The sequence below is a fragment of the Anoxybacillus andreesenii genome, assembly GCF_030813005.1.
In the GTDB taxonomy this organism is placed as follows: Bacteria; Bacillota; Bacilli; order Bacillales; family Cytobacillaceae; genus Robertmurraya; species Robertmurraya andreesenii.
Genome location: NZ_JAUSTU010000009.1, coordinates 107,856 through 134,159 on the forward strand (window position 1 = coordinate 107,856; position 26,304 = coordinate 134,159).

Below are 26,304 nucleotides of genomic sequence, written 5' to 3' on the forward strand. Positions count from 1 at the left end.
CATCTTACATTAAGTATGGATTCGTCTATCCTCTCGCCCTTGGTGAGAGGATTTTTTAATGGACTTTTTGAGAGGAAGTGAAGAAATGACAAAAAAGGCTGTTGTATTAGATGAGCAGGCGATACGCAGGGCATTGACAAGAATAGCTCATGAAATCATTGAGAAGAATAAAGGCATAGAAGGCTGCGTCTTAGTTGGTATTCGAACAAGGGGAATCTTCCTGGCAAGGCGATTAGCGGAGCGCATACAACAAATCGAAGGTGCTCAAATCCCTGTTGGAGAACTAGATATCACATTATACCGCGACGATTTAACCAAATTAACCGAGAATGAAGAGCCTTTAGTGAAGGGATCTGATATTCCTGTAGAAATCACCAACGAAAAGGTTATTTTAGTGGATGATGTTTTATATACAGGAAGAACAGTCCGTGCAGCACTTGATGCCTTAGTGGACATTGGTAGACCTTCCTCTGTGCAGCTTGCTGTTTTAGTAGATAGAGGACATCGAGAGCTTCCGATACGAGCAGATTATGTTGGAAAAAACATTCCGACATCAAGCTCAGAAAAGATTGTCGTTGAATTAGTAGAAATTGATGAAAATGAACAAGTAAGTATTTATGATAAATAAGTGCAGTGTTGATTCTAGCCTTCTGTGTATGGAGTGAACGTGTTTTGCTCGGGATGAGCAACGAAGTGAACCCATACACAGAAGGCGGCATAAGGATTAACTTTATAAAAAGATTCACCTTTTAAAATTAGTCCAGTGAGGCTAATAAAGGGAATTGGTAAAAGTGACCACACTCTACCATTTCTCCTAAAGAGATAAAAATAGGGAGATGCGAAATGAATAGACCAGTACTTGATATTAACGATAAACCAACGGTTACACAAGCGATTACACTAAGCTTTCAGCATATGTTTGCGATGTTTGGCTCAACCATCCTGGTGCCTAAGCTAGTAGGCTTAAGCCCAGCAATTGCTCTCCTAACAAGTGGGATTGCAACGATTATCTTTTTGCTAATTACACAGTTCAAAGTTCCAGCTTATCTAGGCTCATCCTTTGCTTTTATCGCACCAATTTTGATTGCAGCAGGTGGTTTGGATGATAACGGGATGAGTGTTAACCCTGGAAATGCCATGATTGGAGCAATGGCCGTGGGAATCACGTACGGAATTGTATCCTTGATTATTTGGAAGACAGGATATAAGTGGCTGATGCGCCTTTTACCACCGATTGTGGTGGCACCAGTAATTATGGTAATTGGTTTAGGATTATCAGGAACAGCTGTAGATATGGCGATGAATGTCAATGGAGAGTACAGCTTCCTGCACTTCTCTGCCGCTCTAGTAACGCTTTTCTCAGCCATTATCTTTACGGTTTACTTCAAGAACATCTTAAGTGCAATGCCGATATTGCTTGGCCTCATTATTGGCTATATTTACTCCGCAATCATTGGAATTGTCGATTTCACACAGGTAAAAGAAGCAAAGCTGTTTGCAATGCCTGAATTCTTGATTCCTGGGATTGACTATGATTTTAATCTAAGCTCCACCATTTTTCTAGCCATGGTTCCAATTGTACTAGTGACAATTTCAGAGCATATTGGTCACCAGTTAGTATTAGGAAAGGTTGTGGGTCGCAACTATATTAAAGACCCAGGTCTTCACCGTTCTATTATTGGGGATGGATTAGGAACCCTTGTCAGTGCGTTTATCGGTGGACCTCCAAAAACAACGTATGGTGAAAATATTGGGGTACTTGCGATTACAAGAGTATATTCCGTATATGTTATCTTAGGCGCAGCAATCATTGCTATCTTGTTCTCCTTCATCGGAACAGCTATGGCTTTAATCCAAACGATTCCAACAGCAGTTCTAGGTGGAATATCAATCCTGTTATTTGGGATTATCGCTTCAAGTGGACTAAGAATGTTAGTGGAGAACAACATTGACTTTGGCAACAACCGAAACCTTGTCATTGCATCTGTTATCTTAGTGCTTGGGATAGGCGGAGCAGCCTTCCGGGTGACTGAAAGTTTGAGCATTGAAGGAATGGCTCTAGCTGCCATTGTAGGTGTCATTCTGAATCTCGTTCTCCCTGGTCGTGACAAGAATAGCGGCTTGTCGGATGAAGAGTTTGAAGACCATGTAGCTTAAAAACACGAAATAACCTTTTAAGTAAATCCAGAGAGATTTATAAGGGTGTTGAATAGGTTGGCAAATGGAGAAGGGGATGTGTGATGCATTTCTTCTACATTGCCGATGTTTATTAACTGCACCCTGAATTCATGTCAGGGTGCTTTTTTTATCAAAAAGGAGGGTTTCTCTCATGAAGCATTTATTAACTACAACGGATATACCCATCGAAGAGATTAGAGAAATTTTGGATGAAGCTCAAGCTTTTTCCGAAGGAGCAGCATGGCAGCCGGAACAACAGACATTTGTAGCAAACCTGTTTTTTGAACCGAGTACAAGAACGAAATGCAGCTTTGAGGTTGCGGAAAGAAGGCTGGGATTACAGGTCATTCCGTTTGAGGTAAATGCTTCAAGTGTGTTAAAGGGAGAAACGCTTTACGATACGGTGAAAACATTGGAATCCATTGGTGTAGGAGCGGTTGTGATACGTCACAGCATCGACAATTATTTTATGGAATTGACGGAAAGAGTGAATCTCTCCATATTGAATGCTGGAGATGGCTGTGGACATCATCCTACACAGTCCCTTCTTGATTTACTCACCATCAGGCAGGAATTTGGCCATTTCATCGGTTTGAAGGTGGCCATCATCGGAGATATCCGACATAGTCGGGTAGCACGGTCCAATGCGTCTGTACTTAAGAGGTTAGGTGCGGAGGTTGTTTTTTCTGGTCCAGAGAAGTGGTTCGATGAGAGCTTAATAGATTTCGGCACATATGAGGATATTGATGTGGCAACTAAAACAGCAGATGTGGTCATGCTGCTCCGCGTTCAGCATGAGCGGCATGGAGAAGAAGAGAGCTTCTCTAAAGAGAATTATCATTTGTTATATGGGCTAACAGAAGAAAGAGAGCAACAAATGAAGCCTGGTTCCATCATCATGCATCCTGCACCAGTCAATCGGGATGTCGAGATTGCCGATACGTTGGTAGAATGTGAGCGTTCTAGAATTTTTAAGCAGATGGAGAATGGTGTATTTGTAAGAATGGCAGTATTGAAGAGAGCATTAATAAAAGGGGGAAATGAACATGTCCATCATCATCAAAAATGGTCAGTTGCTTACTAATGAAGGAAATCTTAAAGAGGCTGATATTTTCATAGACAATGGGATCATTCAAGAAATTGGAAAGTCAATAACAGTAAAAGCGGACGAAACCATTGACGCAAAGGGACTTTTGATTGCCCCAGGCTTTATTGATGTCCATGTTCATCTCCGCGAGCCAGGTGGGGAGAAGAAGGAAACGATTGCGACGGGGACCCTTGCCGCGGCAAAGGGCGGTTTTACTACGGTTGCGCCAATGCCAAATACAAGACCCGTTCCTGATACAAAGGAGCAAATGGAGTGGCTGCAAAAAAGAATTGAAGAAACTGCTGTAGTTCGTGTTCTACCCTACGCCTCTATTACAGTACGCGAGCTTGGAAAGGAATTGACTAACTTTGAGGAACTTAAGGAGTCAGGAGCCTTTGCTTTCACTGATGATGGTGTTGGTGTGCAGGATGCCTCTATGATGCTTGCGGCGATGAAGCGGGCAGCCGAAATTGATATGCCGATTGTGGCCCATTGCGAGGAAAACACTTTGATCAATAAAGGCTCTGTACATGAAGGGAATTTTTCGAGAAGTCATGGTATTAATGGAATTCCATCTGTTTGTGAATCGGTACATATCGCGAGAGATGTTCTTTTAGCAGAAGCAGCGAATTGCCATTATCACGTATGCCATATTAGTACGAAGGAATCGGTCCGTGTCGTAAGGGATGCTAAGAGGGCGGGGATCAAAGTGACGGCTGAAGTGACTCCACATCATCTCTTATTATGTGAGGATGATATTCCAGGACTTGACCCGAATTACAAGATGAATCCACCCCTTAGGAGTGCTGCTGACCGCGAAGCCTTAATCGAAGGTTTGTTGGATGGGACCATCGATATGATTGCAACTGATCATGCGCCGCATACTGCAGAAGAGAAGGCAGAGGGGATGGCACTTGCTCCGTTTGGAATCGTGGGCTTGGAGACGGCATTCCCGCTCTTATACACTCATTTTGTGAAAAAAGGGTTAATCACTTTGAAGCAATTAGTAGACTTTTTAACAGAAAAGCCTGCTCAGGTGTTTGGTTTGCCCAATGGCTCAATTTCAGTAGGAAAAGAAGCGGATCTCACACTAATCGATTTAAAGCATGTTGAGGCAATTGATCCTCAGTCCTTTGTCTCTAAAGGAAAAAATACACCGTTTGGTGGTTGGGAATGTGCAGGCTGGCCAGTGCTAACAATGGTTGGAGGAAAAATTGCATGGAGCAGGGAGAGTGTAAAGGCATGAAAAGGCAATTAGTCTTGGAGGATGGAACTGTTTTTATTGGTGAGGGATTTGGAAGTGAACATACGACAATTGGAGAGGTTGTTTTTAATACTGGAATGACAGGCTATCAAGAAATTCTTTCCGACCCTTCCTACTGTGGACAAATTGTAACATTAACTTATCCATTAATCGGAAATTATGGAATTAATCGCGATGATTTTGAATCGATAACCCCGGCGATCCATGGTCTGATTGTTAAAGAAGCCTGCGATTTCCCCTCCAATTGGAGAAATGAGCTTTCTTTGCATGAGTACTTGCGAAACAAGGGCATCCCAGGACTTGCTGGGATTGATACAAGAAAGCTTACAAGGATAATTCGGAAATACGGAACGCTAAAAGGCACATTTGCAAGCATGGATGAAGATGTGGAAAGTGTATTGGAGCGCCTTCAAGCAACCGAAATAAGAACTGATCAGGTAAAGCAGGTATCCACAAAAAGACCATATGCGAGCCCAGGCCGTGGGAAAAGGGTTGTCCTTGTTGACTATGGAATGAAGCATGGGATTTTGAGAGAGCTGAATAAGCGTGACTGCGATGTCATTGTTGTTCCTTATAATGTGACAGCGGAGGATATTATGAATTTAAGTCCTGATGGTGTGATGCTTTCTAACGGACCTGGAGACCCAAAAGATGTGAAAGAAGCAATTAGCATGATTCAAGGGATCCTCGGCAAAGTACCATTTTTCGGGATATGCTTAGGACACCAGCTTTTTGCTCTTGCATGTGGGGCGAATACAGAAAAAATGAAGTTTGGTCATAGAGGATCGAATCATCCAGTGAAAGACCTTGCAACTGGAAAAATTGCTTTGACTTCACAAAATCACGGGTACACTGTAGAAGAGGCATCGATCGAGGGAACATGCCTTGAGGTTACACATATCGCCTTAAATGATGGGACGGTCGAAGGACTGAAGCATAAAGATTACCCTGCATTTACGGTGCAGTATCATCCAGAGGCATCGCCTGGACCAGAGGATGCTAATGATTTATTTGACCAATTTTTGAGCTTAATAGAATCTAAGGAAAGTGGTGTAGACGAATGCCAAAACGTACAGATATAAACAGTATCCTAGTCATCGGTTCTGGACCCATCGTCATCGGTCAAGCGGCAGAATTTGATTATGCTGGAACACAAGCGTGCATCGCTCTTAAAGAAGAGGGTTATCGCGTCATCCTTGTGAATTCAAATCCTGCGACCATCATGACCGACACAGAAATGGCGGATGTCGTCTATATTGAACCACTTACACTTGAGTTCGTCAGTCGAATTATTCGTAAGGAACGCCCTGATGCAATAGTCCCAACCTTAGGTGGACAGACAGGGCTGAACCTGGCTGTTGAGTTAGCGAAATCGGGCGTACTTGAGGAGTGTGGCGTAGAGATTCTCGGAACAAAGCTGTCCGCCATTGAGCAGGCAGAGGACCGCGATCTCTTCCGTAGCCTCATGAACGAGCTTGGTGAGCCGGTCCCAGAAAGTGAAATCATCCATAATCTTGAGGAAGCCTATGAGTTTGTCAAGGTAGTAGGCTACCCTGTAATTGTTCGTCCTGCATTCACATTAGGAGGGACAGGTGGCGGTATCTGTCATAACGAAGAGGAACTCATTGAAATTGTCCAAAGCGGATTAAAATATAGTCCAGTAACACAATGTCTCCTTGAAAAAAGCATAGCAGGCTTCAAAGAGATCGAATACGAGGTTATGAGAGATGCGAACGATAATGCCATAGTCGTCTGTAATATGGAGAACATTGACCCGGTTGGCGTCCATACGGGTGATTCGATTGTCGTTGCACCAAGTCAAACATTAAGCGATCGTGAATATCAGCTACTTCGAAATTCATCTCTAAAAATTATTCGTGCTCTCGGAATTGAAGGTGGCTGTAATGTTCAATTAGCCCTCGACCCAAATAGCTATCAATATTACATCATCGAAGTGAATCCAAGGGTCAGCCGTTCATCTGCCCTTGCTTCAAAAGCGACAGGCTATCCAATTGCAAAGCTCGCAGCGAAAATTGCTGTCGGTCTCACATTGGATGAAATGATGAACCCGGTCACTGGCAAAACCTATGCTTGCTTTGAGCCAGCCCTAGATTATGTCGTTACTAAGATTCCACGCTGGCCCTTTGACAAATTTGATTCCGCTAATCGTACATTAGGAACACAAATGAAGGCGACAGGTGAGGTTATGGCGATTGGGCGCACCTTTGAAGAATCCCTTTTAAAAGCGATTCGTTCACTTGAAGCGGGAGTTTACCACTTAGCATTAAAGGATGCAGGGGAGATTGATAACGACCTCATCGAAAAACGCATCCGCAAAGCCGGTGATGAACGATTATTCTATATCGGGGAAGCGTTACGACGAGGGGTCAGCATCGATACCCTTCATGAATGGAGCCAAATTGATCTCTTTTTCCTTCATAAGATGGAGAAGATAGTAGCCCTTGAAAAGGAGATTGCGGCAAATCCGTTCCATTTGGAAGTTGGACGAAAAGCGAAGGAAAGGGGCTTTGCTGATCGTGTTCTAGCAGATCTGTGGAATGCTAGCGTGAGAGAAGTATACGATTGGCGCAAGGAGAATTCAATTGTTCCAATCTATAAAATGGTGGATACATGTGCCGCAGAGTTTGAATCGGAAACACCTTATTACTATGGAACATATGAGGATGAGAATGAATCGGTTGTGACTGAGCGTGAAAGTGTTGTCGTCCTTGGCTCCGGGCCAATTCGGATCGGACAAGGAATTGAATTTGACTACTCTACAGTTCATGCCGTATGGGCAATTAAGGAAGCAGGCTATGAAGCGATTATCATTAATAACAATCCTGAAACAGTCTCAACCGACTTTAGTATTTCTGATAAGCTCTACTTTGAGCCACTAACGATTGAAGATGTGATGCACATTATCGATATAGAGAAGCCCATCGGGGTCGTTGTTCAGTTTGGAGGTCAAACGGCGATAAATCTTGCTTCAGAGCTAGTGGAAAGAGGAGTGAACATTCTTGGAACATCTTTGGAAAACATTGATGGTGCGGAGGATCGCGACAAGTTTGAACATGCTCTAACAAAATTAAACATTCCACAGCCAAAGGGAAAAACAGCGATGTCAGTCGTGGAGGCTGTCAAAATCGCCTCAGATATCGGCTATCCTGTCCTTGTACGCCCTTCATATGTACTTGGTGGCAGAGCGATGGAAATTGTTTACCATGAGGAAGAGCTCCTTCATTATATGGAAAATGCCGTGAAAATCAATCCAGAGCATCCAGTCTTGATTGACCGCTATCTAACAGGGAAAGAAATTGAAATTGATGCGATTTGTGATGGGGAGTCGGTGCTAATCCCAGGTATCATGGAGCATATCGAGCGAGCAGGTGTTCACTCTGGTGATTCCATAGCCGTCTACCCTCCACAGAGTTTAACAGCGGATGTGAAGGCAAAGCTAGTCGATTATACAGAAAGACTTGCAAAGGGTCTTGGCATCATTGGATTATTGAATATCCAATATGTCGTGTCTGATGGTGAAGTATTCGTCATTGAAGTCAACCCACGCTCAAGCAGAACGGTGCCTTTCTTGAGTAAAATTACGAATATCCCAATGGCAAAGATTGCGACGAAGGTCATTTTGGGCCAATCTCTTGAACAGCAGGGCTATGAGTCAGGGCTAGTTCCTGAAAAAGCAGGCGTATATGTCAAGGTTCCAGTATTCTCCTTTGCAAAGCTTAGACGGGTGGATATAACGTTAGGACCAGAAATGAAATCAACGGGCGAGGTCATGGGCAAGGATTTGACCCTTGAGAAAGCACTTTACAAAGGTCTTGTAGCCTCTGGCATGAAAATTCAACCGTATGGAACGGTGTTGATGACGGTTGCTGACAAGGACAAAGAAGAGGCACTAGAGCTGGCAAAACGCTTTGCAGCGATAGGCTATCAATTAATGGCCACAAGTGGAACAGCAAGCTTTTTGCAAGCCGCTGGCATTCCAGTACAGGTGGTCGACAAAATCGATACAGACGGTCACAACCTGCTTGATGTGATTCGCGATGGAGAAGCGCAGTTCGTCATTAATACCTTAACGAAAGGCAAGCAGCCAGAACGAGATGGCTTCCGAATTCGTCGTGAATCCGTCGAAAATGGCGTGCCATGCTTAACCTCATTAGATACAGCAGAAGCAATGCTCCGAGTGATCGAATCGATGATGTTCTCCGCAGAGCCGATGGGTGAAGTCGAGACAAAACGAGAGGCGGTTTTGCAATGATTCGAAATGAATTATGCACAGTTATTTCCCATCATGAAATTGCTGAAAATATTTACGAGCTCATCCTTTGTGGTGAGCTTGCTTCTGAAATGACGGAGCCAGGTCAGTTTGTTCACGTGAAGGTTTCAAGTGGACTGGATCCACTGCTTAGACGCCCGATTAGTATTGCAAACATTGATCATGAAAAAAAAGAGTTCACGCTCATTTATCGGGCGGAAGGGCGAGGAACAACGATATTATCGAAAAAAATGCCTGGTGATGAGGTAGATATACTCGGTCCATTAGGGCATGGATTTCCACTTGAAGAAACAGAAGCAGGGGAGACAGCTCTCCTCGTTGGTGGCGGTATCGGGGTTCCACCCCTTTATGAATTGTCAAAGCAACTTGTTGCTCGAGGGGTAAGAGTGTTTCATGTGTTTGGTTTTCAGACAAAATCAGCCACGTTCTATGAGGAAGCATTCAAACAGCTTGGTCCTACATTTATTGCCACTGTTGATGGGTCCTATGGAACATGCGGTCTTGTGACAGATGTTCTTGATTCCGAGGTGCTCAGCTTTGATACCATCTATTCCTGTGGCCCAACACCGATGCTGAGAGCGATCGAGGAGAAATACGCTGCCGACAAAAAAGTATTTTTATCGTTAGAAGAAAGAATGGGCTGCGGCATTGGCGCCTGCTTTGCTTGTGTATGCCATACTGCAGAAAATCCAAATGGCTTTACCTATAAAAAAGTATGCACGGACGGACCGGTATTTCGTGCTGGGGAGGTCGTCCTATGAATCGTTTAGCAGTGAATCTTCCAGGTTTAAAGCTGAAAAATCCCATCATGCCAGCCTCAGGCTGCTTCGGCTTCGGCAAAGAATTTGGACAGCTCTATGATTTAAGTGAATTAGGGGCGATCATGATTAAGGCGACGACAGTGGAGCCACGCTTCGGAAATCCAACTCCAAGAGTCGCTGAAACGTCAGCTGGAATGCTCAACGCCATTGGTTTGCAAAATCCTGGTCTTGACAAAGTATTAAGCGAGGAGCTGCCATGGCTAGAGCAGTTCGATGTGCCAATTATTGCGAATGTGGCTGGTTCTACGGAAGAGGATTACGTTGAGGTGGCAAGAAGAATCTCCAAGGCTCCGAATGTCCACGCGCTTGAATTAAATATTTCCTGCCCGAATGTCAAAACAGGAGGAATTGCCTTCGGAACAATACCTGAAGTGGCGAAGAGCTTAACGGCGAAGGTGAAGGAAGCTTCAAGTGTACCTGTCTATGTGAAGCTGTCCCCGAATGTCACCAATATCGTTGAAATGGCAAAGGAGGTTGAAGCGGGTGGAGCAGATGGGCTGACGATGATTAATACGCTTCTTGGGATGAGACTTGACTTGAAAACTGGTAAGCCGATTTTAGCCAATCGTACAGGTGGTTTATCCGGTCCTGCTATTAAACCAGTGGCCATTCGTATGATTTATGAGGTGAGTCAAGCCGTTTCCCTTCCGATCATCGGGATGGGAGGCATCGAATCTGCCGAGGATGTACTCGAATATTTCTTTGCGGGTGCAAGTGCGGTGGCAGTAGGCACAGCGAATTTTGTTGACCCATTTGTATGTCCAAAAATCATCAAGGATTTGACAGAGCTACTAGATAAATATGGGTTCGAACATATTTCTGAGTGTATAGGAAGGAGCTGGAAATAGAATGAAAAACTCACTCATCATTGCACTCGATTTTCCAAACAAACAAGAGGTTTTTCAGTTCCTTGAGCCGTTTGCCGACGAGAAGCTCTTTCTTAAAGTAGGAATGGAGCTTTTCTATCAAGAGGGGCCACAGATTATTCATGAGTTAAAAGAAAGAGAGCATCAGATTTTCTTAGACTTAAAGCTTCATGATATCCCTAACACCGTCTATGGTGCAATGAAAGGATTAGCACGACTAGGATGTGACCTTGTCAATGTCCATGCTGCTGGTGGGAAGCAGATGATGACGGCTGCTCTTGAGGGACTTGAGGCAGGAACTCTATCAGGTCGCAGGCGATCTGCCTGCATTGCCGTCACCCAATTAACGAGTACATCTGAAATGCAAATGCAGGAAGAGCAGCTTATTGGTGTAAGCCTGCAGGAATCTGTCCTCCACTATGCTAGCGTGGCGAAGGAAGCAGGGCTCGATGGGGTTGTATGCTCCTCTCAAGAGGTTGTGCCAATCCGTGAAAGAATAGGTCACGAGTTTCTCACAGTTACCCCTGGGATTCGGTTAAGCTCTGACAGTGTGGGCGATCAGAAGAGAGTGGCAACACCAGAGCTAGCAAGAGAATTCGGTGCCGCTGCGATCGTTGTTGGCCGTGGTATCACAAGAGCAGCAAATCCGTTTGAAAGCTATCAAGCTTATAAACAAGCATGGGAAGGTGTTCGTTCATGAAGAAATTAATCGCAGAAAGATTGCTAGAAATCGAAGCAGTTTCATTAAAGCCAAGTAAGCCTTTTACATGGGCATCAGGTCTTAAATCACCGATTTATTGTGACAACCGCTTAACCTTATCCTTTCCCGAGGTACGTAGAGAAATCGCCAACGGGCTGAAGGAATTGATCGTTGCTAAGTTTCCGAACGTTGAAATCATCGCCGGCACAGCAACGGCAGGAATTCCGCATGCCGCATGGGTGAGTGAGCTCCTAGATTTGCCGATGTGCTATGTCCGCTCAAAAGCAAAGGGACATGGCAAAGAAAATCAAATCGAAGGAAAAGCAGGCGCTGGACAAAAGGTCGTCGTCATTGAGGACTTAATCTCCACTGGTGGTAGCGTCATTACTGCAGTTGAAGCGCTACGAGAGGCAGGCTGTGAGGTGCTAGGAGTTGTGTCCATCTTCACCTATGAGCTGGAAAAGGGAAAAGAGCGATTGGCAGATGCGAACATACCCGCCTACTCATTAACGGACTTTTCAGCATTAGTCGAAGTTGCGGAAGCAAAAGGCTACATCACGGAAGATGATATGGCTAGTTTGAATGAATGGAAGAAGGACCCGGCTGAGTGGGGGAAGCTTTTTCTAAATTAAGCTGAAAATCGATATTAGAACAGATCAGAAAAGAGGAAAGCCGTAGAGACTTCAATCTCCATGGCTTTCCTCTTTTGATCTAATCAGTAAACTCGACTATTCAAGGAAAGTAAAGAATTCCTCTTGCATTGTCATATAGGACAGTGCTCACTACATAGATCTTTTAAAGCGGGCTATTTTGTGGAGAGAAAAAGCTGTTATTTTTTGTTACCAATCTAGATTTAATCCTGCGGGGGATTTTTTTCCATATAAGGCTAGTATTAGGGGCTATTAAACTATAAGATAGAATTAAATATTAAGTTTGAATTGCTCGGAAAGGAAGACTTGCAAATAACAGGCTTTGATGTTCCGTACATGGATGTGCTGCAATCCGCTCTATCAATAAAGTTCAACTCCGACCAAGCCAGTTTGATGCAATTTACGAATCACGGTCATGCAACAGATGTTCCAGATGGTGAAACATTAGCATCTACGCTATTCCCATTTACCTTGAAAAAAGCTGATCTGCTATCTATTCAATATCAGTTCTTATTTAAAGAAAACGATCCAAATCGCTATCATTTTTATGATCTAACAGGAACACTATACGGGAAAACAGCAGACGGTCAGGACTTTACAGACAGAATGTATTTATCTTATAGACCTTATTTGTCTAATAAGGACCTAAAAGAAATCATCAAGGAGGCAGGACAATGACCACAATTGCATCCTCCATTAATAAGCTCTTCTGGGGATTACTGCTCGTTTTACTCGATGTGAAAATCAACCAGTTGGACATTCTTCCTGATATCATTGGATATTTGATCGTCGTTTCTGGACTCAATCAATTACAGCCTCATTCGAAATATTTCCTGAAAGCAAAGATTCTCGCGAATATATTGGTATTCGTTTCGATTGCGGCTATTTTCCAAGCGCCTGATATCCCTATTAGTGAGTTTGTCCCATCTAACTATTCATTGTTTGTTTTACTATTTTCAACAGCGAGTGGATTGCTTCATATTGCGCTCATATTCTTCGCTGTTCATGGATTAATGGAATTGGCTGTTCATCATAATTTATTGGAACTTTCGGCTATCAGTTATAACCGCTTAGCTATATACCTCGTTTTTAGTTTTTTAGCTTTAGCTGCCATTCCATTTATTCTGACAATCGGTGAAACTAACACGATCTATCTATTGTTAATAAGTGTAATGATCGGAATAATAATGGAAATGATGATTCTTTTGCTATTTAGAAAATATCGGGGGGCATTCCTTTGTCAAGCGCAGGAGAAAGGAGTATAAATGAAAGATACTATTCTTAAAACGTTGAACACCATTGAAGAGGACTATCAAGTAAAAATTCTATATGCCTGTGAATCAGGGAGCAGAGCCTGGGGGTTTCCATCAAAGGACAGCGATTACGACGTCCGCTTTATTTATGTGCATCAGAAAATTGATTATTTAACGATCGATCCGATTGGAATCGGGAAAAAAAGAGATGTCATTGAGCTCCCTATTAACGATTTGCTTGATGTAAGTGGCTGGGAGTTGACGAAGGCATTGAAGTTATTTCGCAAGTCTAATCCTCCACTAATGGAATGGCTTCGTTCAGGGATCGTCTATTATGAGGCCTTTACGACGATCGGGAAAATGAAGAAGCTAAGTGAGGAGGTATTTGCTCCACATTCATGCATCCATCATTATTTAAACATGGCTAGCAATAATTTTCGTGAATTTCTACAAGGGGATCAGGTGAAAATTAAGAAGTATTTTTATGTTTTAAGACCAGTGCTGGCTGCAAGATGGATTGAACAATATAATGAGTTTCCTCCATTGGAATTCCCTGTGTTATTGGAGAAAATGGTCCCGGTAGGTCGGATGAAGGAAGAAATTCAAACACTATTAACGAGGAAATTGGCTGGAGAAGAGTTCGATTTAGAGCCACGGATTGAAGTGTTAAACCAATTTTTGCAGGAAGAAATCGGGCGCCTTCGCGAGGTTACCAAGGACCTGTGTAATTCCTATGGAGACATGACAATGAAGCTTGATAAGCTTTTTCGGGATACTCTTGAAGAGGTATGGATATAAAAAACATGAGCTTGTCCATTTTTGCATGACAAGCTCATGTTTTTTTATAAGGGGGTTATTTGGGTAATTCCGGGACCTTTTTCATAATTTCTGCCATCGTGAAGGAGATGCAAGGGATGTTTGACGAAGTAACGATCTCATCATCTTGAAAAAGATTAGTGAGTTCGTAACGTTTATCATGGAGTATATATTGTTCTAGAGTACCTAGCTCTGGCTCAACAATCAAGAATTCAGGTATGCCATAAAAATTATTCCTTTGTTTGCTTTCCTCGCTCACTTACAATCCCTCACTTTCCCATTTTCCTTCAGTATAGCATATTTCCTTTCCTTCCTTACATTGCTACAATTCTATGTAGAAGATCAGTGGCCGTTATATTATGACATGGCTATGAAAGGGTGAGCAGATGAAGCCTTGGAAGAACCCTATTCTTTTGGTTTCAGGAATAGGCATCTCTTATTTAGGAAATTGGATTTATTTAATTGCGCTAAATCTTTCCATTCTGCAACTTACGGGATCGGCAGCGGCAGTTGCAGGACTTTTTATCATACGTCCGATTGCTGTTTTGATTACGAATACTTGGTCTGGAAGTGTCATCGACAGAGTGAACAAGAGAAAACTGATGATCGGAATTGATATAGCAAGAGGAATATTAGTTTGTCTCATTCCATTGATCGGGAATTTATGGCTGATCTACTCCGTTCTTCTCCTTATTAATATGGTTGGAGCGTTCTTTGGGCCAAGCTCCTCTGTCTATATCACAAAATTAGTTCCAGCTGAAAATAGAAGAAGATTTAATTCGATCATGGCAATGACTAGCTCAGGAGCATTTCTGGTTGGTCCAGCCATTGCAGGCGTCTTGATCATGTATTTCAGTACTGAGTTATGTATTCTAATAAATGGCGTGACATTCTTTATTTGCGCTTTCTTTATTTTTCTCCTTCCAAATGTGGATGAGGATAAAAAGAGCATTCGAGATCCAATTCGCTTGGCCATACTTGTGAAGGATTGGAAATCTGTTAAGGAGTTTGCGATGAAAGCGAAATTTTTCATCCTAGTTTACTTATTGTTTCAAACTGCCATGTTAATTGGATTTGCCTTAGATTCACAAGAGGTGACATTTATTAAACGGCATCTTGAATTATCTGATCAGGATTATGGACTAATCGTTAGTATTACTGGAGTTGGGTCTATCATCGGTTCCTTAATTTCGGCGATGGTAGCAAAGAAAGTATCTTTAAAACTATACTTAGGAGCGGGGATGCTCCTGACATCCATCGGTTATGTTTTCTTTTATTCGTCCTACAATTTTTTAACAGCGACTCTAGCATTCGTCTTTTTAGGATTCTTTATGGCCTTTGCAAATTCCGGTTATGCGACATTTTTCCAGAACAGTGTTCCAGTTGAGATTATGGGGAGATTTGGTAGTATAGCGGATATGTTTCAAGGGTTCATCCAAATAGGGTTTACGCTTATTTTAGGATTTTTTGCAGAGTGGTTTTCACTGCAATTTGTTTGTCTTGTACTTTCGGTAATTGGAGCTATTGTTGCGTTAGTTTTGTTTGTTACCGTTATGATTCCATCTAAGGCAGGTTATTTTGTGGAGGATAAAAAGGCTATTAGCAGCTGATTGACCGATATATCAATTTTTTGACCGATATATTAAAACGACGACCGATAAATCCGCAGGAATGACCGATATCCCACCGAACAATCAAAAAAGAAGCTAAGGGCCCGAAACCCCTAGCTTCCTAACCTCAACACTGTATCCTCATCCGGAGTGACGTACAAAGTTTGCTGATTTTCATAGATAACATAGCCTGGCTTTGCTCCGCTTGGCTTTTTCACATGGCGGATTTGTGTATAATCTACAGGTACTGAGCTTGAATGGCGTGCTTTACTGAAGTATGCAGCAAGCTTTGCTGCTTCAAGCAGTGTCTCATCTGACGGATTTGAATGACGAATCACTACATGGGAGCCGGGAATATCCTTCGTATGCAGCCAAATCTCATCTTTAGCAGCAAGCTTATTGGTTAAATAATCATTCTGCTTGTTGTTTTTGCCGACGAGAATTTCCGTACCGTCGGAAGCGGTGTACTTATCAAGTGAAGGCTTATCATTTTTGACCTTCTTCCCGCTCCGTATTTGGCGGTCACGGAGATAACCCCCTTCAATTAACTCTTCGCGAATCTCCGCAATATCCTTCGTAGACGCTGTTTCCACCTGCTGGATCAGGCCCTCAAAATAAGCAACCTCCTCTTTGGCCTTTTCTAATTGTTCACCTGCCATAATTAGAGCAGTTTTCGCCTTTTGATACCTAGTGAAATATTTCTGGGCATTTTCGGAAGGAGATTTTTGTGGATTAAGCGGAATCACAACCGTACCGCCATCCTCGTCGTAGTAATTGACTACCTCAATTTCTTTCATTCCTTTTTTAACGGCATATATATTGGCAGTCAACAGTTCACCAAAGAGCTGGTAACGCTCGGCCTTCTCCGCTTCCTTCATCGTTGCCTCAAGCTTTTTAATTTTTTTTATGTTTTTTTCTTTCTCATTCAAAATGAATCTTTCTAGATCATTTGCCTGCTGCTTAACCCGATCACGATCGGCCTTCCCGAAATAATAGCGTTCAAGCAGCTCACTACTGGAAGAAAACACCCTACTTTTTCCTTTTAGATGCTCCATCGGAAACAGGTAAAAGACTTCCTTATTTTCCTTAACGGTGATCGCTGGGATGTATTCATGATTTCTTACTTTGTCCATCATCGATACAAATGTTTTTGGAACAGTTACACGATTAGCTAATCCCGCTTGAAACACAATTTCTCCAGCGAATAGGGGAGAAAGACCAGCAAATTGCTGAACAAGCTGTTTGTCGATTTTTCCAGCATTAAAGTCAAGGCTTCTTAACACATCCTCCTCCGTTACTTCGAGGGGATTATGCTTATTCTGTTCTGGTGGGGCGATGTACTCCTGCCCGGGCATGATTGCTCGATGTGTATTCACGGCAAAAGAGATATGCTTAATGCTATCGAGGATCGTGTTCTTTATTTTATCTACTAAGATGATATTGCTGTGACGACCCATGATCTCCACGATCAATTGCTTAGAGGAAATATCACCAATTTCATTCCGACCTTTCACCTCGAACACAAGGATTCGATCTAACCCAACCTGGTAAATATCTTCGATGATATGTCCTTCTAAATGCTTTCTTAAAAGCATGCAGAACATCGGCGGCTCACTCGGGTTCTCATACGCTTCGTTCGTCAGCTGGGCTCTTGCATAGCTCGGATGCACCGACAACAGCAGCTTATGATTTTTTCCATTGGCACGTATGACAAGTACAATTTCATTCTTGTAGGGCTGATGTATTTTATTGATTCTTCCCCCTCTTAAAAGGGAGGAAAATTCCTGTGTAATCGCTCTTGTAAATAAACCGTCAAATGACATATGAAACATCCTATTCTATCTGGTATAGTTATTCGGTTTGATTCTTTCATCATACAGCATCCAAACAAAAAAATACTTCTCTTTGATTGTAGCATTTTTTTGGACGAGTCTGAATAAGCTTTCCTTAGAGTATGATAGGTTTCTAAGCTAGCGCAATATGCAGTCGGAATTTATGAGGAGGAGTGAGATGGTCGGATGAAGTTCCATGAGATGAAGGAAAAAGATATTGAAAAAGTACTGAATACCGACTTTTCTAAAGGACTAACAGAAAAGGATGCAAAAGCCCGCATCAAGCAGCATGGCTTTAATGAGTTAGAAGAAGGGGAGAAGCAATCCGCTTTACTCCTATTTTTTAGCCAATTTAAGGATTTTATGGTTCTTGTCTTGCTAGGTGCCGTCTTAATATCCGGTATTTTAGGAGAATACATTGATGCTGTTGCCATTATTGCAATTGTCATCATCAATGGTTTACTTGGATTCTATCAAGAGAGGAGAGCAGAAAAATCTCTTCAAGCACTGCAAGAGCTCTCTGCCCCACAGGTCACCGTTCTTAGAAGTGGGGAGTGGATAAAAATACCTTCAAAGGAGCTCGTAGCGGGCGATGTCATAAAATTTTCCTCAGGGGATCGAATTGGGGCCGATGTTAGATTAATCCATTCAAATAGTTTAGAGATTGAGGAATCTGCTTTGACTGGTGAATCCTTGCCAGTTGCGAAAACAACTGAGTCGCTAGAGGAGAAGGAACTCGGAATAGGTGATCTTGAAAACATGGCCTTCATGGGTACGATGGTGACGCGAGGAAGCGGGATTGGCGTCGTTGTCGCAACAGGAATGAAGACGGCGATGGGGCAGATTGCGGATCTGCTGCAAAACGCCCAATCGATGATCACTCCTTTACAAAGAAAGCTACAGCAGCTTGGGAAAATATTAATTACGGTTGCCTTATTGCTGACAGTTTTAGTCGTGGTAGTTGGTGTTATTCAAGGGCATGACGTATATACGATGTTCCTAGCAGGAGTTTCTCTCGCTGTTGCAGCTATTCCGGAGGGCCTTCCAGCAATTGTGACAGTTGCCCTATCTCTTGGTGTTCAACGCATGATTAAAAAGAATGCAATAGTAAGAAAGCTTCCAGCAGTAGAAACTCTCGGATGTGCGTCCGTTATTTGTTCTGATAAAACAGGGACAATGACGCAAAACAAAATGACGGTCACCAATCTATGGAGTGGTGGCTCCACCTGGAAGGTAGATGGAGTAGGCTATCAGCCAAAGGGGCGTTTCTACCGAGGAGATACAGACAATCCGATCGATATAAAAAAGGAAAAGGCTCTTCAGCAAATGCTGATGTTCGGGATGATTTGTAACCATGCAAGCATTAAGGAAATCGAAGAAAGTGAATTTGTGGTGGATGGGGACCCAACAGAAGGAGCATTGCTCGTTGCAGCCATGAAAGCTGGATACAATCAAGCTTCCTTAGCAAAACAATTTGAAATTGTTCAAGAATTTCCGTTTGATTCTGCCCGAAAAATGATGTCCATAGTAATGAAGGATTCAAATGGCAGACAATTTGTTGTGACAAAGGGTGCACCGGATGTCCTAGTAGGAAGAAGTGAATCCATTCTTTGGGATGGCAAGCGTCAGCTGCTTTCAAATAACTTGAAAAAGGAAGTTCATTCAGCAATTGACGAGCTTGCCTCTCAAGCCTTAAGAACGATTGCGATTGGCTTTAAAGAGATTTCAGCCACAACCATCATTTTAGATGAGAAGGAAGCGGAGAAGGGATTAACGTTAATCGGTTTGCAGGGAATGATCGATCCGCCGCGACCAGAGGTTAGGCAAGCCGTGAAGGAGTGTAAGGAAGCAGGCATCAAGACAGTCATGATCACAGGTGACCATGTGATTACGGCAAAAGCGATTGCAAAACAGCTTGGAATCTTGTCGAAAAACAATAAGGTTCTTGATGGGAATGCATTGTCAAATATGTCAGTTGAGGAATTAGAAGATGTGGTTGAGGATGTGACGGTTTTCGCGCGCGTGTCACCAGAACATAAACTAAAAATTGTGAAGGCTTTCCAAAATAACGGACATGTTGTTGCGATGACAGGCGATGGGGTAAACGATGCACCCGCGATCAAAACGGCTGATATTGGAGTTGCAATGGGGATAACGGGGACGGATGTGGCGAAGGAAGCCTCAGCACTCGTACTTGTAGATGATAATTTTGCCACGATTAAGGATGCGATTAAAGAAGGAAGAAATATTTATGAGAATATACGTAAGTTCATTCGTTATTTGTTGGCATCGAATGTTGGGGAAATTCTCGTCATGCTTTTTGCAATGCTACTAGCCTTGCCACTCCCGCTCGTACCGATTCAAATTCTATGGGTCAATCTTGTTACGGACGGGCTACCTGCCATGGCCCTTGGCTTAGATCAACCTGAAGGGGATGTTATGAGGAGAAACCCAAGAAGTCCAAAGGAAGGGATTTTTGCTAGAGGACTTGGGTGGAAGGTGGTTTCACGTGGCTTTCTTATAGGTCTTGTCACACTCATTGCATTTGTAATCGCACACAACTCCAACCCTGAGCATCTAGAGTACGCTCAGACTGTTGCATTTTCAACGCTCGTATTAGCACAGCTTATTCATGTCTTTGATTGTCGGAGTGAAAGATCCATCTTCGCCCGCAATCCATTTGAGAATATGTATTTAGTTTGGGCGGTTATATCATCCGTTTTACTCATGTTTATTGTCATTTACTATCCACCGCTGCAACCAATATTCCACACGGTTCCAATCATCGCAAAGGATTGGATCATGATATTCGCATTAGCAGCTACACCAACTTTTTTACTGGCGGGTTCATTTTTGGCAAGAAAAAGAAAGTAAACTATGTTATAATGCAAAAGGTAATAGAGCCGCTCTATTACCTTTTATCTTTAAATTGGGTGTGTTGCTATGATTGTTAGCATGACTGGGTTTGGACGTAGTAATATTGAAACAGGAGACTTCTCCATTACTGTTGAAGTCAAATCTGTCAATCATCGATTCTTAGAATACCAGATGAGGATGCCAAGACAGCTTCTCAAAATAGAGGATAAAATTAAGAAGATTATCAATGAGTATGTAGCCAGAGGACGCTTGGAGGTATATGTGACGGTTACTGGATCCGGCGGTTTGACCTCGATGGTGAACGTAGATTGGCATCTACTGGATGAGTATGTTAAATCCATAAAGACAATCCAGGAAAAATATCATATAGATGGCAAAATTACACTTCAGGACTTGCTTGCTCGTGAGGAGCTCATTTCCGTGGATGAAAATCATTCAGGGAATGAAGAATTAGAGGCCATTGTTCTAGCTGCAGTGGGGGAAGCCTCCAAGCAGTTAAGAATAATGAGAGAAATGGAAGGCAAGATTCTTGAGGAAGACATACATAATCAGCTAGATGGGCTTGAAAAAAAGCTTCCGATCCTTAGAGAATATGCTCCAAGGGTCGTTCAGCAATATTCTCAAAGATTACAGAAAAGGATGGAGGATTTTGCTAATGGCCTGATTGATGAAGCGCGTCTCATTAGTGAAATTGCGATATTTGCCGAGAAAGCGGACATCAATGAAGAATTAACAAGATTGCAGAGTCATATTGACCAATTTTATAAAATTATGCAGCTGAATGAATCCATTGGCAGAAAGTTGGATTTTCTTCTCCAGGAAATGAATCGTGAGGTTAATACAATTGGTTCAAAGGCGAATGATTCGGGTATAGCCAAAGAAGTGGTAGAGATGAAGAGCTATCTCGAAAAAATGAAGGAACAAGTGCAAAATATAGAGTAGGTTAGAAATAGCGTGATATGGTAAAAATAAATAATTGACCATGGGAGGAGAAGCATGTCCATCAAATTAATCAATATTGGGTTTGGGAATATTGTTTCTGCAAACCGAATCATCTCGATTGTGAGCCCTGAATCTGCCCCGATTAAGAGAATTATCCAGGATGCAAGAGATCGTGGGGTATTGATAGACGCCACATATGGTCGAAGGACCCGGGCTGTGATCGTCATGGATAGCGACCATGTTATCCTTTGCGCAGTACAGCCTGAAACCGTGGCAGCACGACTAAATGATCGAGATGATACAATCGATGAAGGGTAGGCACTTACTATGCAAGAGAAAGGGTTATTAATTGTTTTATCTGGGCCCTCTGGAGTTGGAAAAGGGACCGTTCGAAAAGCCATCTTTGAGCAAGAAAATACGGCTTTTGAATACTCCATCTCCATGACAACGAGAGCACCGAGACAAGGGGAAGTTAATGGTGTAGATTATTTTTTCAAGACAAGAGAAGAGTTTGAAGAACTGATCAAGCAAGGAAAACTGCTTGAATATGCGGAATTCGTTGGGAATTATTATGGTACTCCAGTTGACTATGTTCAAGAAACCTTAAATAGAGGAAAAGATGTGTTTCTCGAAATTGAAGTACAAGGGGCAAGACAGGTTCGAGAGAAATTTCCAGATGGATTGTTTATCTTCCTTGTTCCACCTAGTCTGTCTGAGCTAAAACAAAGGATTGTGACAAGAGGAACCGAGTCAGAGGACGTCATAAGAAATCGGATGAATGCTGCCAAGGAAGAAATTGAAATGATGCATTTATATGATTATGTTGTGGAAAATGATAAGGTTGAGTTAGCTGTAGAACGCATCAATGCCATTGTCATTGCTGAGCATCTACGTAGAGAACGCGTAGAGCCAAAATATAAGAAAATGCTGGAGGTTTAAGTTTATGTTATATCCATCAATCGATTCACTTTTAACGAAAATTGATTCTAAATATTCATTGGTATCTGTAGCAGCCAAACGAGCTCGCAGACTCCAACAGGATGAAAAGCCTTACCTCACAAAGTATGTGTCACACAAGCAGGTTGGTAAGGCCCTAGAAGAAATTCATGCTGATAAACTAACCTTTAAGATTGTTAATCAAGAGGAAGCGGCTGAATAGGACATGGAAGCAACCTAGCGATAGGTTGTTTTTCTTTTTGGCTGTTTTCGCACGGATTGTGGTTCTGGAATGTCCTTAATACCGGCCATTCCGTTTCATACTAGGCGTGCGATACGCATAGATTGAGTAGCACTTTTCTCCGTTGTTTCTCGAGATAGTCTGTATAAACAAGAGTTTTGTCTAATTATTTTTTGTTCAAATGCAACAATGTTTGAGAAAAGAGCCTTCTTTTTTGTTTGGACTCTGATTATGCATTAATGTTGTTATAAAGATTCGAATATAAAACAGGTGCATTGATCCGACAATTCTAGCATAATAAAGGAAAGTTGTTTTCTTACGAACGGAGGCTATGGCATGTTACATGGAAAAAAGGTTTTGCTATGTGTAACCGGAGGAATTGCTGTATATAAGGCAGCCGCTTTAACAAGCAAGCTTACGCAAGCCGGTGTTGATGTGAAAGTTATTCTAAGTGAAGCTGCTGCTAAATTTGTCACACCGTTGACCTTCCAGGCTTTATCGAGAAATGCCGTTTATACGGATACATTTGATGAGAAAGACCCAAAGGTCATCGCCCATATTGACTTAGCTGATTGGGCGGATTTGATTTTGATCGCACCAGCGACAGCGAATATCATTGGAAAATTAGCCAATGGTATTGCAGATGATATGATTTCGACTACTCTATTGGCTGCAACTTCACCAGTCTGGATTGCGCCGGCGATGAATGTCCATATGTATGAGAATCCTGCGGTTAGGAAAAATATCGAAACCCTTGCCCATTTTGGCTATCAATTTATTGAACCAAGCGAAGGGTATCTTGCCTGTGGGTATGTTGGAAAAGGAAGACTTGAGGAGCCGGAGAAAATCGTGGCGATAATGGAGGATTTTTTCAAGCCCAAGCCTTCCATTCTGTCAGGGAAAAAGGTGCTGATTACCGCCGGTCCAACACGGGAGAAGATTGATCCTGTTCGCTATATCACCAACCATTCGACAGGTAAAATGGGCTTTAGCATTGCTGAGCAAGCCATGGAATTAGGTGCCGATGTCACGCTAATTTCAGGACCTGTCTCACTTGAGGCGCCAAAGGGAGCACAAGTCATTCATGTTGAGAGTGCGGAGGACATGTTCAACGCCGTAATGAATCATTATGAAACGGCTGATATTATTGTCAAAACTGCGGCTGTGGCCGATTATCGACCAAAAATGTCCTACGATGAAAAAATAAAGAAGAAGCCTGGAGAAGAGGTTCTCGAGCTGGAAAGAACGAAGGATATTTTATTGGAATTGGGAAAAAGAAAGTCAACACAGATTCTCGTAGGATTTGCTGCGGAAACAAGTCTTGTCGAGAAGTATGCTAAGGACAAGCTCATGAAAAAGAATGCCGATATGATTGTCGCCAATAATGTTAAAGCAGATGGGGCTGGCTTCGGCACGGATACAAATATTGTCACGATCTTCAAGAAGGATGGGACAATCATCCCCCTACCGATTATGACGAAGCATGAGGTGGCAAACAGGTTGCTGCAAGAAGCAAATAAAATGTTAGAGGAACAATCATGATTGCGAAGGTGATTGTGGATGTTCCCGCAAAGCAAACGGACCGGGCTTTTGATTATCATATCCCTGATCATCTAGCCACTGTCATTCAACCAGGCATAAGAGTAGTGGTGCCTTTTGGTCCGCGCAAGATTCAAGGATTTGTGGTTGGGATTCATGAGAAATCCGATTTCGATGAACTAAAGGAAATTGTCGAACCGATGGACATCGCACCTGTCTTAAATGACGAGCTTCTTAAGCTTGGTGATTGGTTAACGGAGCACACACTTTCCTATAAGATCTCCGCATATCAAGTGATGCTGCCACCTGCTTTAAAAGCAAAGTATGAAAAAAAAATTAAGCTTATATCTCCAGTTGATGATCTGCCAGAGGAGATTAGGCCATTATTTCAACAAAAAACTGAAGTTCCTTGGGAAGCTGTCACCGATTATCTAAACCTTCTGCATAAAGAGGTCCTAAATGGCACTCTTGAGGTTGTTTATGAAGTGAAGGAAAGAGTGAAGAAGAAAAAGCTGAAAGCTATTTCGCCATGCATGAATCCTAAAGAGCTGCAAGGAATACTGGATTCACTTGCGGCAAATGCTGAAAAGCAAAAACTCGTGGTTGAATATTTTATCGACAATCAAAAGTCCGTGGAGTTAAGGGAGCTTGTTGCGTATTTGGGAGTGACCTCTTCGACGATAACTAGTTTGGTCAAAAAGGGTGTTTTAAAGGAAGAGGTCATTGAGGTCTATCGAGACCCGTATGAAAACAGAACTTTTGAAAAAACAGAGAGGCTGCCTTTAACTCAAGAGCAGGAAAAAGCGATTGGCCCAATATTGGCATCTATTGAAGAAAACAGGCAGAATGTGTTCTTGCTTTATGGAGTGACCGGCAGTGGAAAAACAGAGGTGTACCTGCAATCTATCGAGCAAGTGATAAAGAAGGGGAAGGAAGCGATCGTTCTCGTTCCAGAGATATCGCTGACACCGCAAATGGTCAAGCGATTTAAGGGACGATTTGGAGACGAGGTTGCGGTTCTTCACAGCGGATTGTCTGTTGGAGAGAAATATGATGAATGGCGAAAAATTCAAAGAAAAGAAGTGAAAGTTGTCGTTGGCGCCCGCTCTGCTATTTTTGCTCCCTTCGAAAATATTGGGATTATCATAATTGATGAGGAGCATGAAACGAGTTATAAACAGGAGGATAATCCGAGATATCATGCCAGAGATGTCGCCATCGAGCGCTCTAAGTATCACCAGTGCCCAGTTGTATTAGGTAGTGCAACACCTTCACTTGAGAGCTTTGCCCGGGCCTCAAAGGGTGTCTATCAGCTCCTTTCCCTGCCGAAAAGGATGAATAATCAAGCCCTGCCATCGGTCGAAATCGTCGATATGAGGGAAGAACTCCGTGAGGGAAATCGTTCCATGTTCTCGCGTGTCTTAGTTGAAAGTCTGAAAGACCGACTTCAGAAAAAAGAGCAAATTGTCCTGTTCTTAAATAAGCGTGGTCATTCTTCCTTTGTCATGTGTCGCGATTGCGGATATGTCGTCAATTGTCCTTACTGTGACATTTCTTTAACCTACCATCGGTTCAATCAGCAGATGAAGTGTCATTACTGTGGCTATGAATCAAATGTTCCCCTCCGTTGTCCTGAGTGTAATAGTGAGCATATTCGATATTTTGGGACGGGCACGCAAAAGGTAGAGGAAGAGCTTGGCAAAATTATCCCTGAAGCTCGTGTCATTAGAATGGACGTGGATACGACGAGTCGCAAGGGAGCACATGAACGATTATTAACCGACTTTCAAGAGGGGAAGGCAGATATCTTATTAGGTACACAAATGATTGCGAAGGGTCTTGATTTTCCGAATATTACCCTCGTTGGTGTACTTTCTGCTGATACGATGCTTCACTTGCCTGATTTTCGTTCCTCGGAAAAAACCTTTCAGCTTTTGACACAGGTGAGCGGACGAGCAGGGAGACATGAGCTCCCGGGTGAGGTCATCATTCAAACGTACACCCCAGAGCACTACAGTGTTGAGCTTGCAGCTGAGCAGAACTTTGACCGTTTTTTTGAACGGGAGATGCTTCTACGCAAGATGCATCAATACCCGCCATACTATTATATTGCGCTTATTACAGTGAGTCATGAAAATGTTGCCATGGTTGCCTCGGTTACAGGCAACATCACAAAATTCGTTCAATCCAAGCTATCAAAGGAAGCACATGTACTTGGACCTGTTGCTTCACCGATCTCTCGGATGAAAAATAGATATCGTTACCAATGTTTGATAAAATACAAACGTGAACCAGAATTGAATAAGACGTTAAAGACCATTCTCGAGCACTATCAGCAAGAAATGGTCTCGAAAGGATTACAAATTTCCATTGATGTTAATCCTTATATATTAATGTAAAC

At 42.6% G+C, this 26,304-nt stretch carries 23 protein-coding genes; 21 read left to right on the forward strand and 2 right to left on the reverse strand.

The features are described 5' to 3' along the window. Positions 1-85: 85 nt before the first annotated feature. From pyrR to J2S07_RS11145, 13 genes are all read left to right on the forward strand, one after another. The gene (gene pyrR / locus J2S07_RS11085; protein ID WP_307150528.1) at positions 86-628 is read left to right on the forward strand and encodes a bifunctional pyr operon transcriptional regulator/uracil phosphoribosyltransferase PyrR; all 543 of its coding nucleotides are present in this window, start codon (positions 86-88) and stop codon (positions 626-628) included. A gap of 215 nt (positions 629-843) precedes the next feature. Continuing rightward, on the forward strand, positions 844-2,157 hold the full coding sequence (locus J2S07_RS11090; protein WP_307150463.1) for a uracil-xanthine permease family protein: 1,314 nt from the start codon (positions 844-846) through the stop codon (positions 2,155-2,157). 172 nt (positions 2,158-2,329) lie between these two features. Further along, positions 2,330-3,262: an aspartate carbamoyltransferase catalytic subunit gene (locus J2S07_RS11095; RefSeq protein WP_307150464.1), complete on the forward strand. Its 933-nt coding sequence runs from the start codon at positions 2,330-2,332 to the stop codon at positions 3,260-3,262. After that, the gene (gene pyrC, locus J2S07_RS11100; protein ID WP_307150465.1) at positions 3,225-4,511 is read left to right on the forward strand and encodes a dihydroorotase; all 1,287 of its coding nucleotides are present in this window, start codon (positions 3,225-3,227) and stop codon (positions 4,509-4,511) included. The genes J2S07_RS11095 and pyrC overlap by 38 nt, the downstream gene beginning before the upstream one ends. After that, on the forward strand, positions 4,508-5,611 hold the full coding sequence (locus tag J2S07_RS11105; RefSeq protein ID WP_307150466.1) for a carbamoyl phosphate synthase small subunit: 1,104 nt from the start codon (positions 4,508-4,510) through the stop codon (positions 5,609-5,611). The genes pyrC and J2S07_RS11105 overlap by 4 nt, the downstream gene beginning before the upstream one ends. Continuing rightward, the gene (gene carB, locus J2S07_RS11110) at positions 5,590-8,802 is read left to right on the forward strand and encodes a carbamoyl-phosphate synthase large subunit (RefSeq protein WP_307150467.1); all 3,213 of its coding nucleotides are present in this window, start codon (positions 5,590-5,592) and stop codon (positions 8,800-8,802) included. The genes J2S07_RS11105 and carB overlap by 22 nt, the downstream gene beginning before the upstream one ends. Then, the gene (locus J2S07_RS11115; RefSeq protein ID WP_307150468.1) at positions 8,799-9,581 is read left to right on the forward strand and encodes a dihydroorotate dehydrogenase electron transfer subunit; all 783 of its coding nucleotides are present in this window, start codon (positions 8,799-8,801) and stop codon (positions 9,579-9,581) included. Before carB ends, J2S07_RS11115 begins: the two co-directional genes overlap by 4 nt. Beyond that, on the forward strand, positions 9,578-10,489 hold the full coding sequence (locus tag J2S07_RS11120) for a dihydroorotate dehydrogenase (RefSeq protein ID WP_307150469.1): 912 nt from the start codon (positions 9,578-9,580) through the stop codon (positions 10,487-10,489). The genes J2S07_RS11115 and J2S07_RS11120 overlap by 4 nt, the downstream gene beginning before the upstream one ends. Before the next feature lies 1 nt (position 10,490). Then, a complete protein-coding gene (pyrF, locus tag J2S07_RS11125; protein WP_307150470.1) occupies positions 10,491-11,207 on the forward strand; it encodes an orotidine-5'-phosphate decarboxylase in 717 nt (238 codons plus the stop codon). Next, positions 11,204-11,839 (forward strand): orotate phosphoribosyltransferase, encoded by a 636-nt coding sequence (gene pyrE, locus J2S07_RS11130; protein ID WP_307150471.1) that lies wholly within the window; start codon positions 11,204-11,206, stop codon positions 11,837-11,839. Before pyrF ends, pyrE begins: the two co-directional genes overlap by 4 nt. Before the next feature lie 324 nt (positions 11,840-12,163). Next, complete coding sequence (locus tag J2S07_RS11135) at positions 12,164-12,535, forward strand: hypothetical protein (RefSeq protein ID WP_307150472.1); 372 nt, start codon at positions 12,164-12,166, stop codon at positions 12,533-12,535. Then, on the forward strand, positions 12,532-13,122 hold the full coding sequence (locus tag J2S07_RS11140; RefSeq protein WP_307150473.1) for a hypothetical protein: 591 nt from the start codon (positions 12,532-12,534) through the stop codon (positions 13,120-13,122). Before J2S07_RS11135 ends, J2S07_RS11140 begins: the two co-directional genes overlap by 4 nt. Then, positions 13,123-13,908, forward strand: coding sequence for a nucleotidyltransferase domain-containing protein (locus J2S07_RS11145; RefSeq protein ID WP_307150474.1), 786 nt, complete (start codon positions 13,123-13,125; stop codon positions 13,906-13,908). A gap of 55 nt (positions 13,909-13,963) precedes the next feature. Here J2S07_RS11145 and J2S07_RS11150 read toward each other — a convergent pair whose 3' ends face one another. After that, the gene (locus J2S07_RS11150) at positions 13,964-14,185 is read right to left on the reverse strand and encodes a PDDEXK family nuclease (protein WP_307150475.1); all 222 of its coding nucleotides are present in this window, start codon (positions 14,183-14,185) and stop codon (positions 13,964-13,966) included. A gap of 127 nt (positions 14,186-14,312) precedes the next feature. Between J2S07_RS11150 and J2S07_RS11155 the strand changes: the two genes are divergently transcribed. After that, a complete protein-coding gene (locus tag J2S07_RS11155) occupies positions 14,313-15,536 on the forward strand; it encodes an MFS transporter (RefSeq protein WP_307150476.1) in 1,224 nt (407 codons plus the stop codon). A gap of 113 nt (positions 15,537-15,649) precedes the next feature. On the opposite strand, the gene J2S07_RS11160 is transcribed toward J2S07_RS11155, so the two are convergent. Next, entirely contained in the window at positions 15,650-17,359 is a 1,710-nt protein-coding gene (locus J2S07_RS11160) for an Rqc2 family fibronectin-binding protein (RefSeq protein WP_307150477.1), read from the reverse strand. 195 nt (positions 17,360-17,554) lie between these two features. Between J2S07_RS11160 and J2S07_RS11165 the strand changes: the two genes are divergently transcribed. The 7 genes from J2S07_RS11165 (at position 17,555) to priA (ending at position 26,302) form a co-directional block, all read left to right on the forward strand. Next, positions 17,555-20,242 carry a calcium-translocating P-type ATPase, SERCA-type gene (locus tag J2S07_RS11165; protein ID WP_307150478.1) on the forward strand — a complete coding sequence of 896 codons (2,688 nt, stop codon included), beginning with the start codon at positions 17,555-17,557 and terminating at the stop codon, positions 20,240-20,242. Between the two features lie 69 nt (positions 20,243-20,311). Continuing rightward, positions 20,312-21,187 (forward strand): YicC/YloC family endoribonuclease, encoded by an 876-nt coding sequence (locus J2S07_RS11170; protein ID WP_307150479.1) that lies wholly within the window; start codon positions 20,312-20,314, stop codon positions 21,185-21,187. A 54-nt stretch (positions 21,188-21,241) separates the two neighbouring features. Continuing rightward, on the forward strand, positions 21,242-21,505 hold the full coding sequence (gene remA / locus J2S07_RS11175) for an extracellular matrix/biofilm regulator RemA (RefSeq protein WP_307150480.1): 264 nt from the start codon (positions 21,242-21,244) through the stop codon (positions 21,503-21,505). A gap of 9 nt (positions 21,506-21,514) precedes the next feature. After that, positions 21,515-22,126, forward strand: a complete 612-nt coding sequence (gmk, locus tag J2S07_RS11180) for a guanylate kinase (RefSeq protein WP_307150481.1) — start codon at positions 21,515-21,517, stop codon at positions 22,124-22,126. 4 nt (positions 22,127-22,130) lie between these two features. Then, entirely contained in the window at positions 22,131-22,346 is a 216-nt protein-coding gene (gene rpoZ / locus J2S07_RS11185) for a DNA-directed RNA polymerase subunit omega (protein ID WP_307150482.1), read from the forward strand. A gap of 354 nt (positions 22,347-22,700) precedes the next feature. After that, the gene (gene coaBC / locus J2S07_RS11190) at positions 22,701-23,906 is read left to right on the forward strand and encodes a bifunctional phosphopantothenoylcysteine decarboxylase/phosphopantothenate--cysteine ligase CoaBC (RefSeq protein ID WP_307150483.1); all 1,206 of its coding nucleotides are present in this window, start codon (positions 22,701-22,703) and stop codon (positions 23,904-23,906) included. Next, on the forward strand, positions 23,900-26,302 hold the full coding sequence (gene priA / locus J2S07_RS11195) for a primosomal protein N' (protein ID WP_307150529.1): 2,403 nt from the start codon (positions 23,900-23,902) through the stop codon (positions 26,300-26,302). The genes coaBC and priA overlap by 7 nt, the downstream gene beginning before the upstream one ends. The last annotated feature ends 2 nt before the right edge of the window (positions 26,303-26,304 follow it).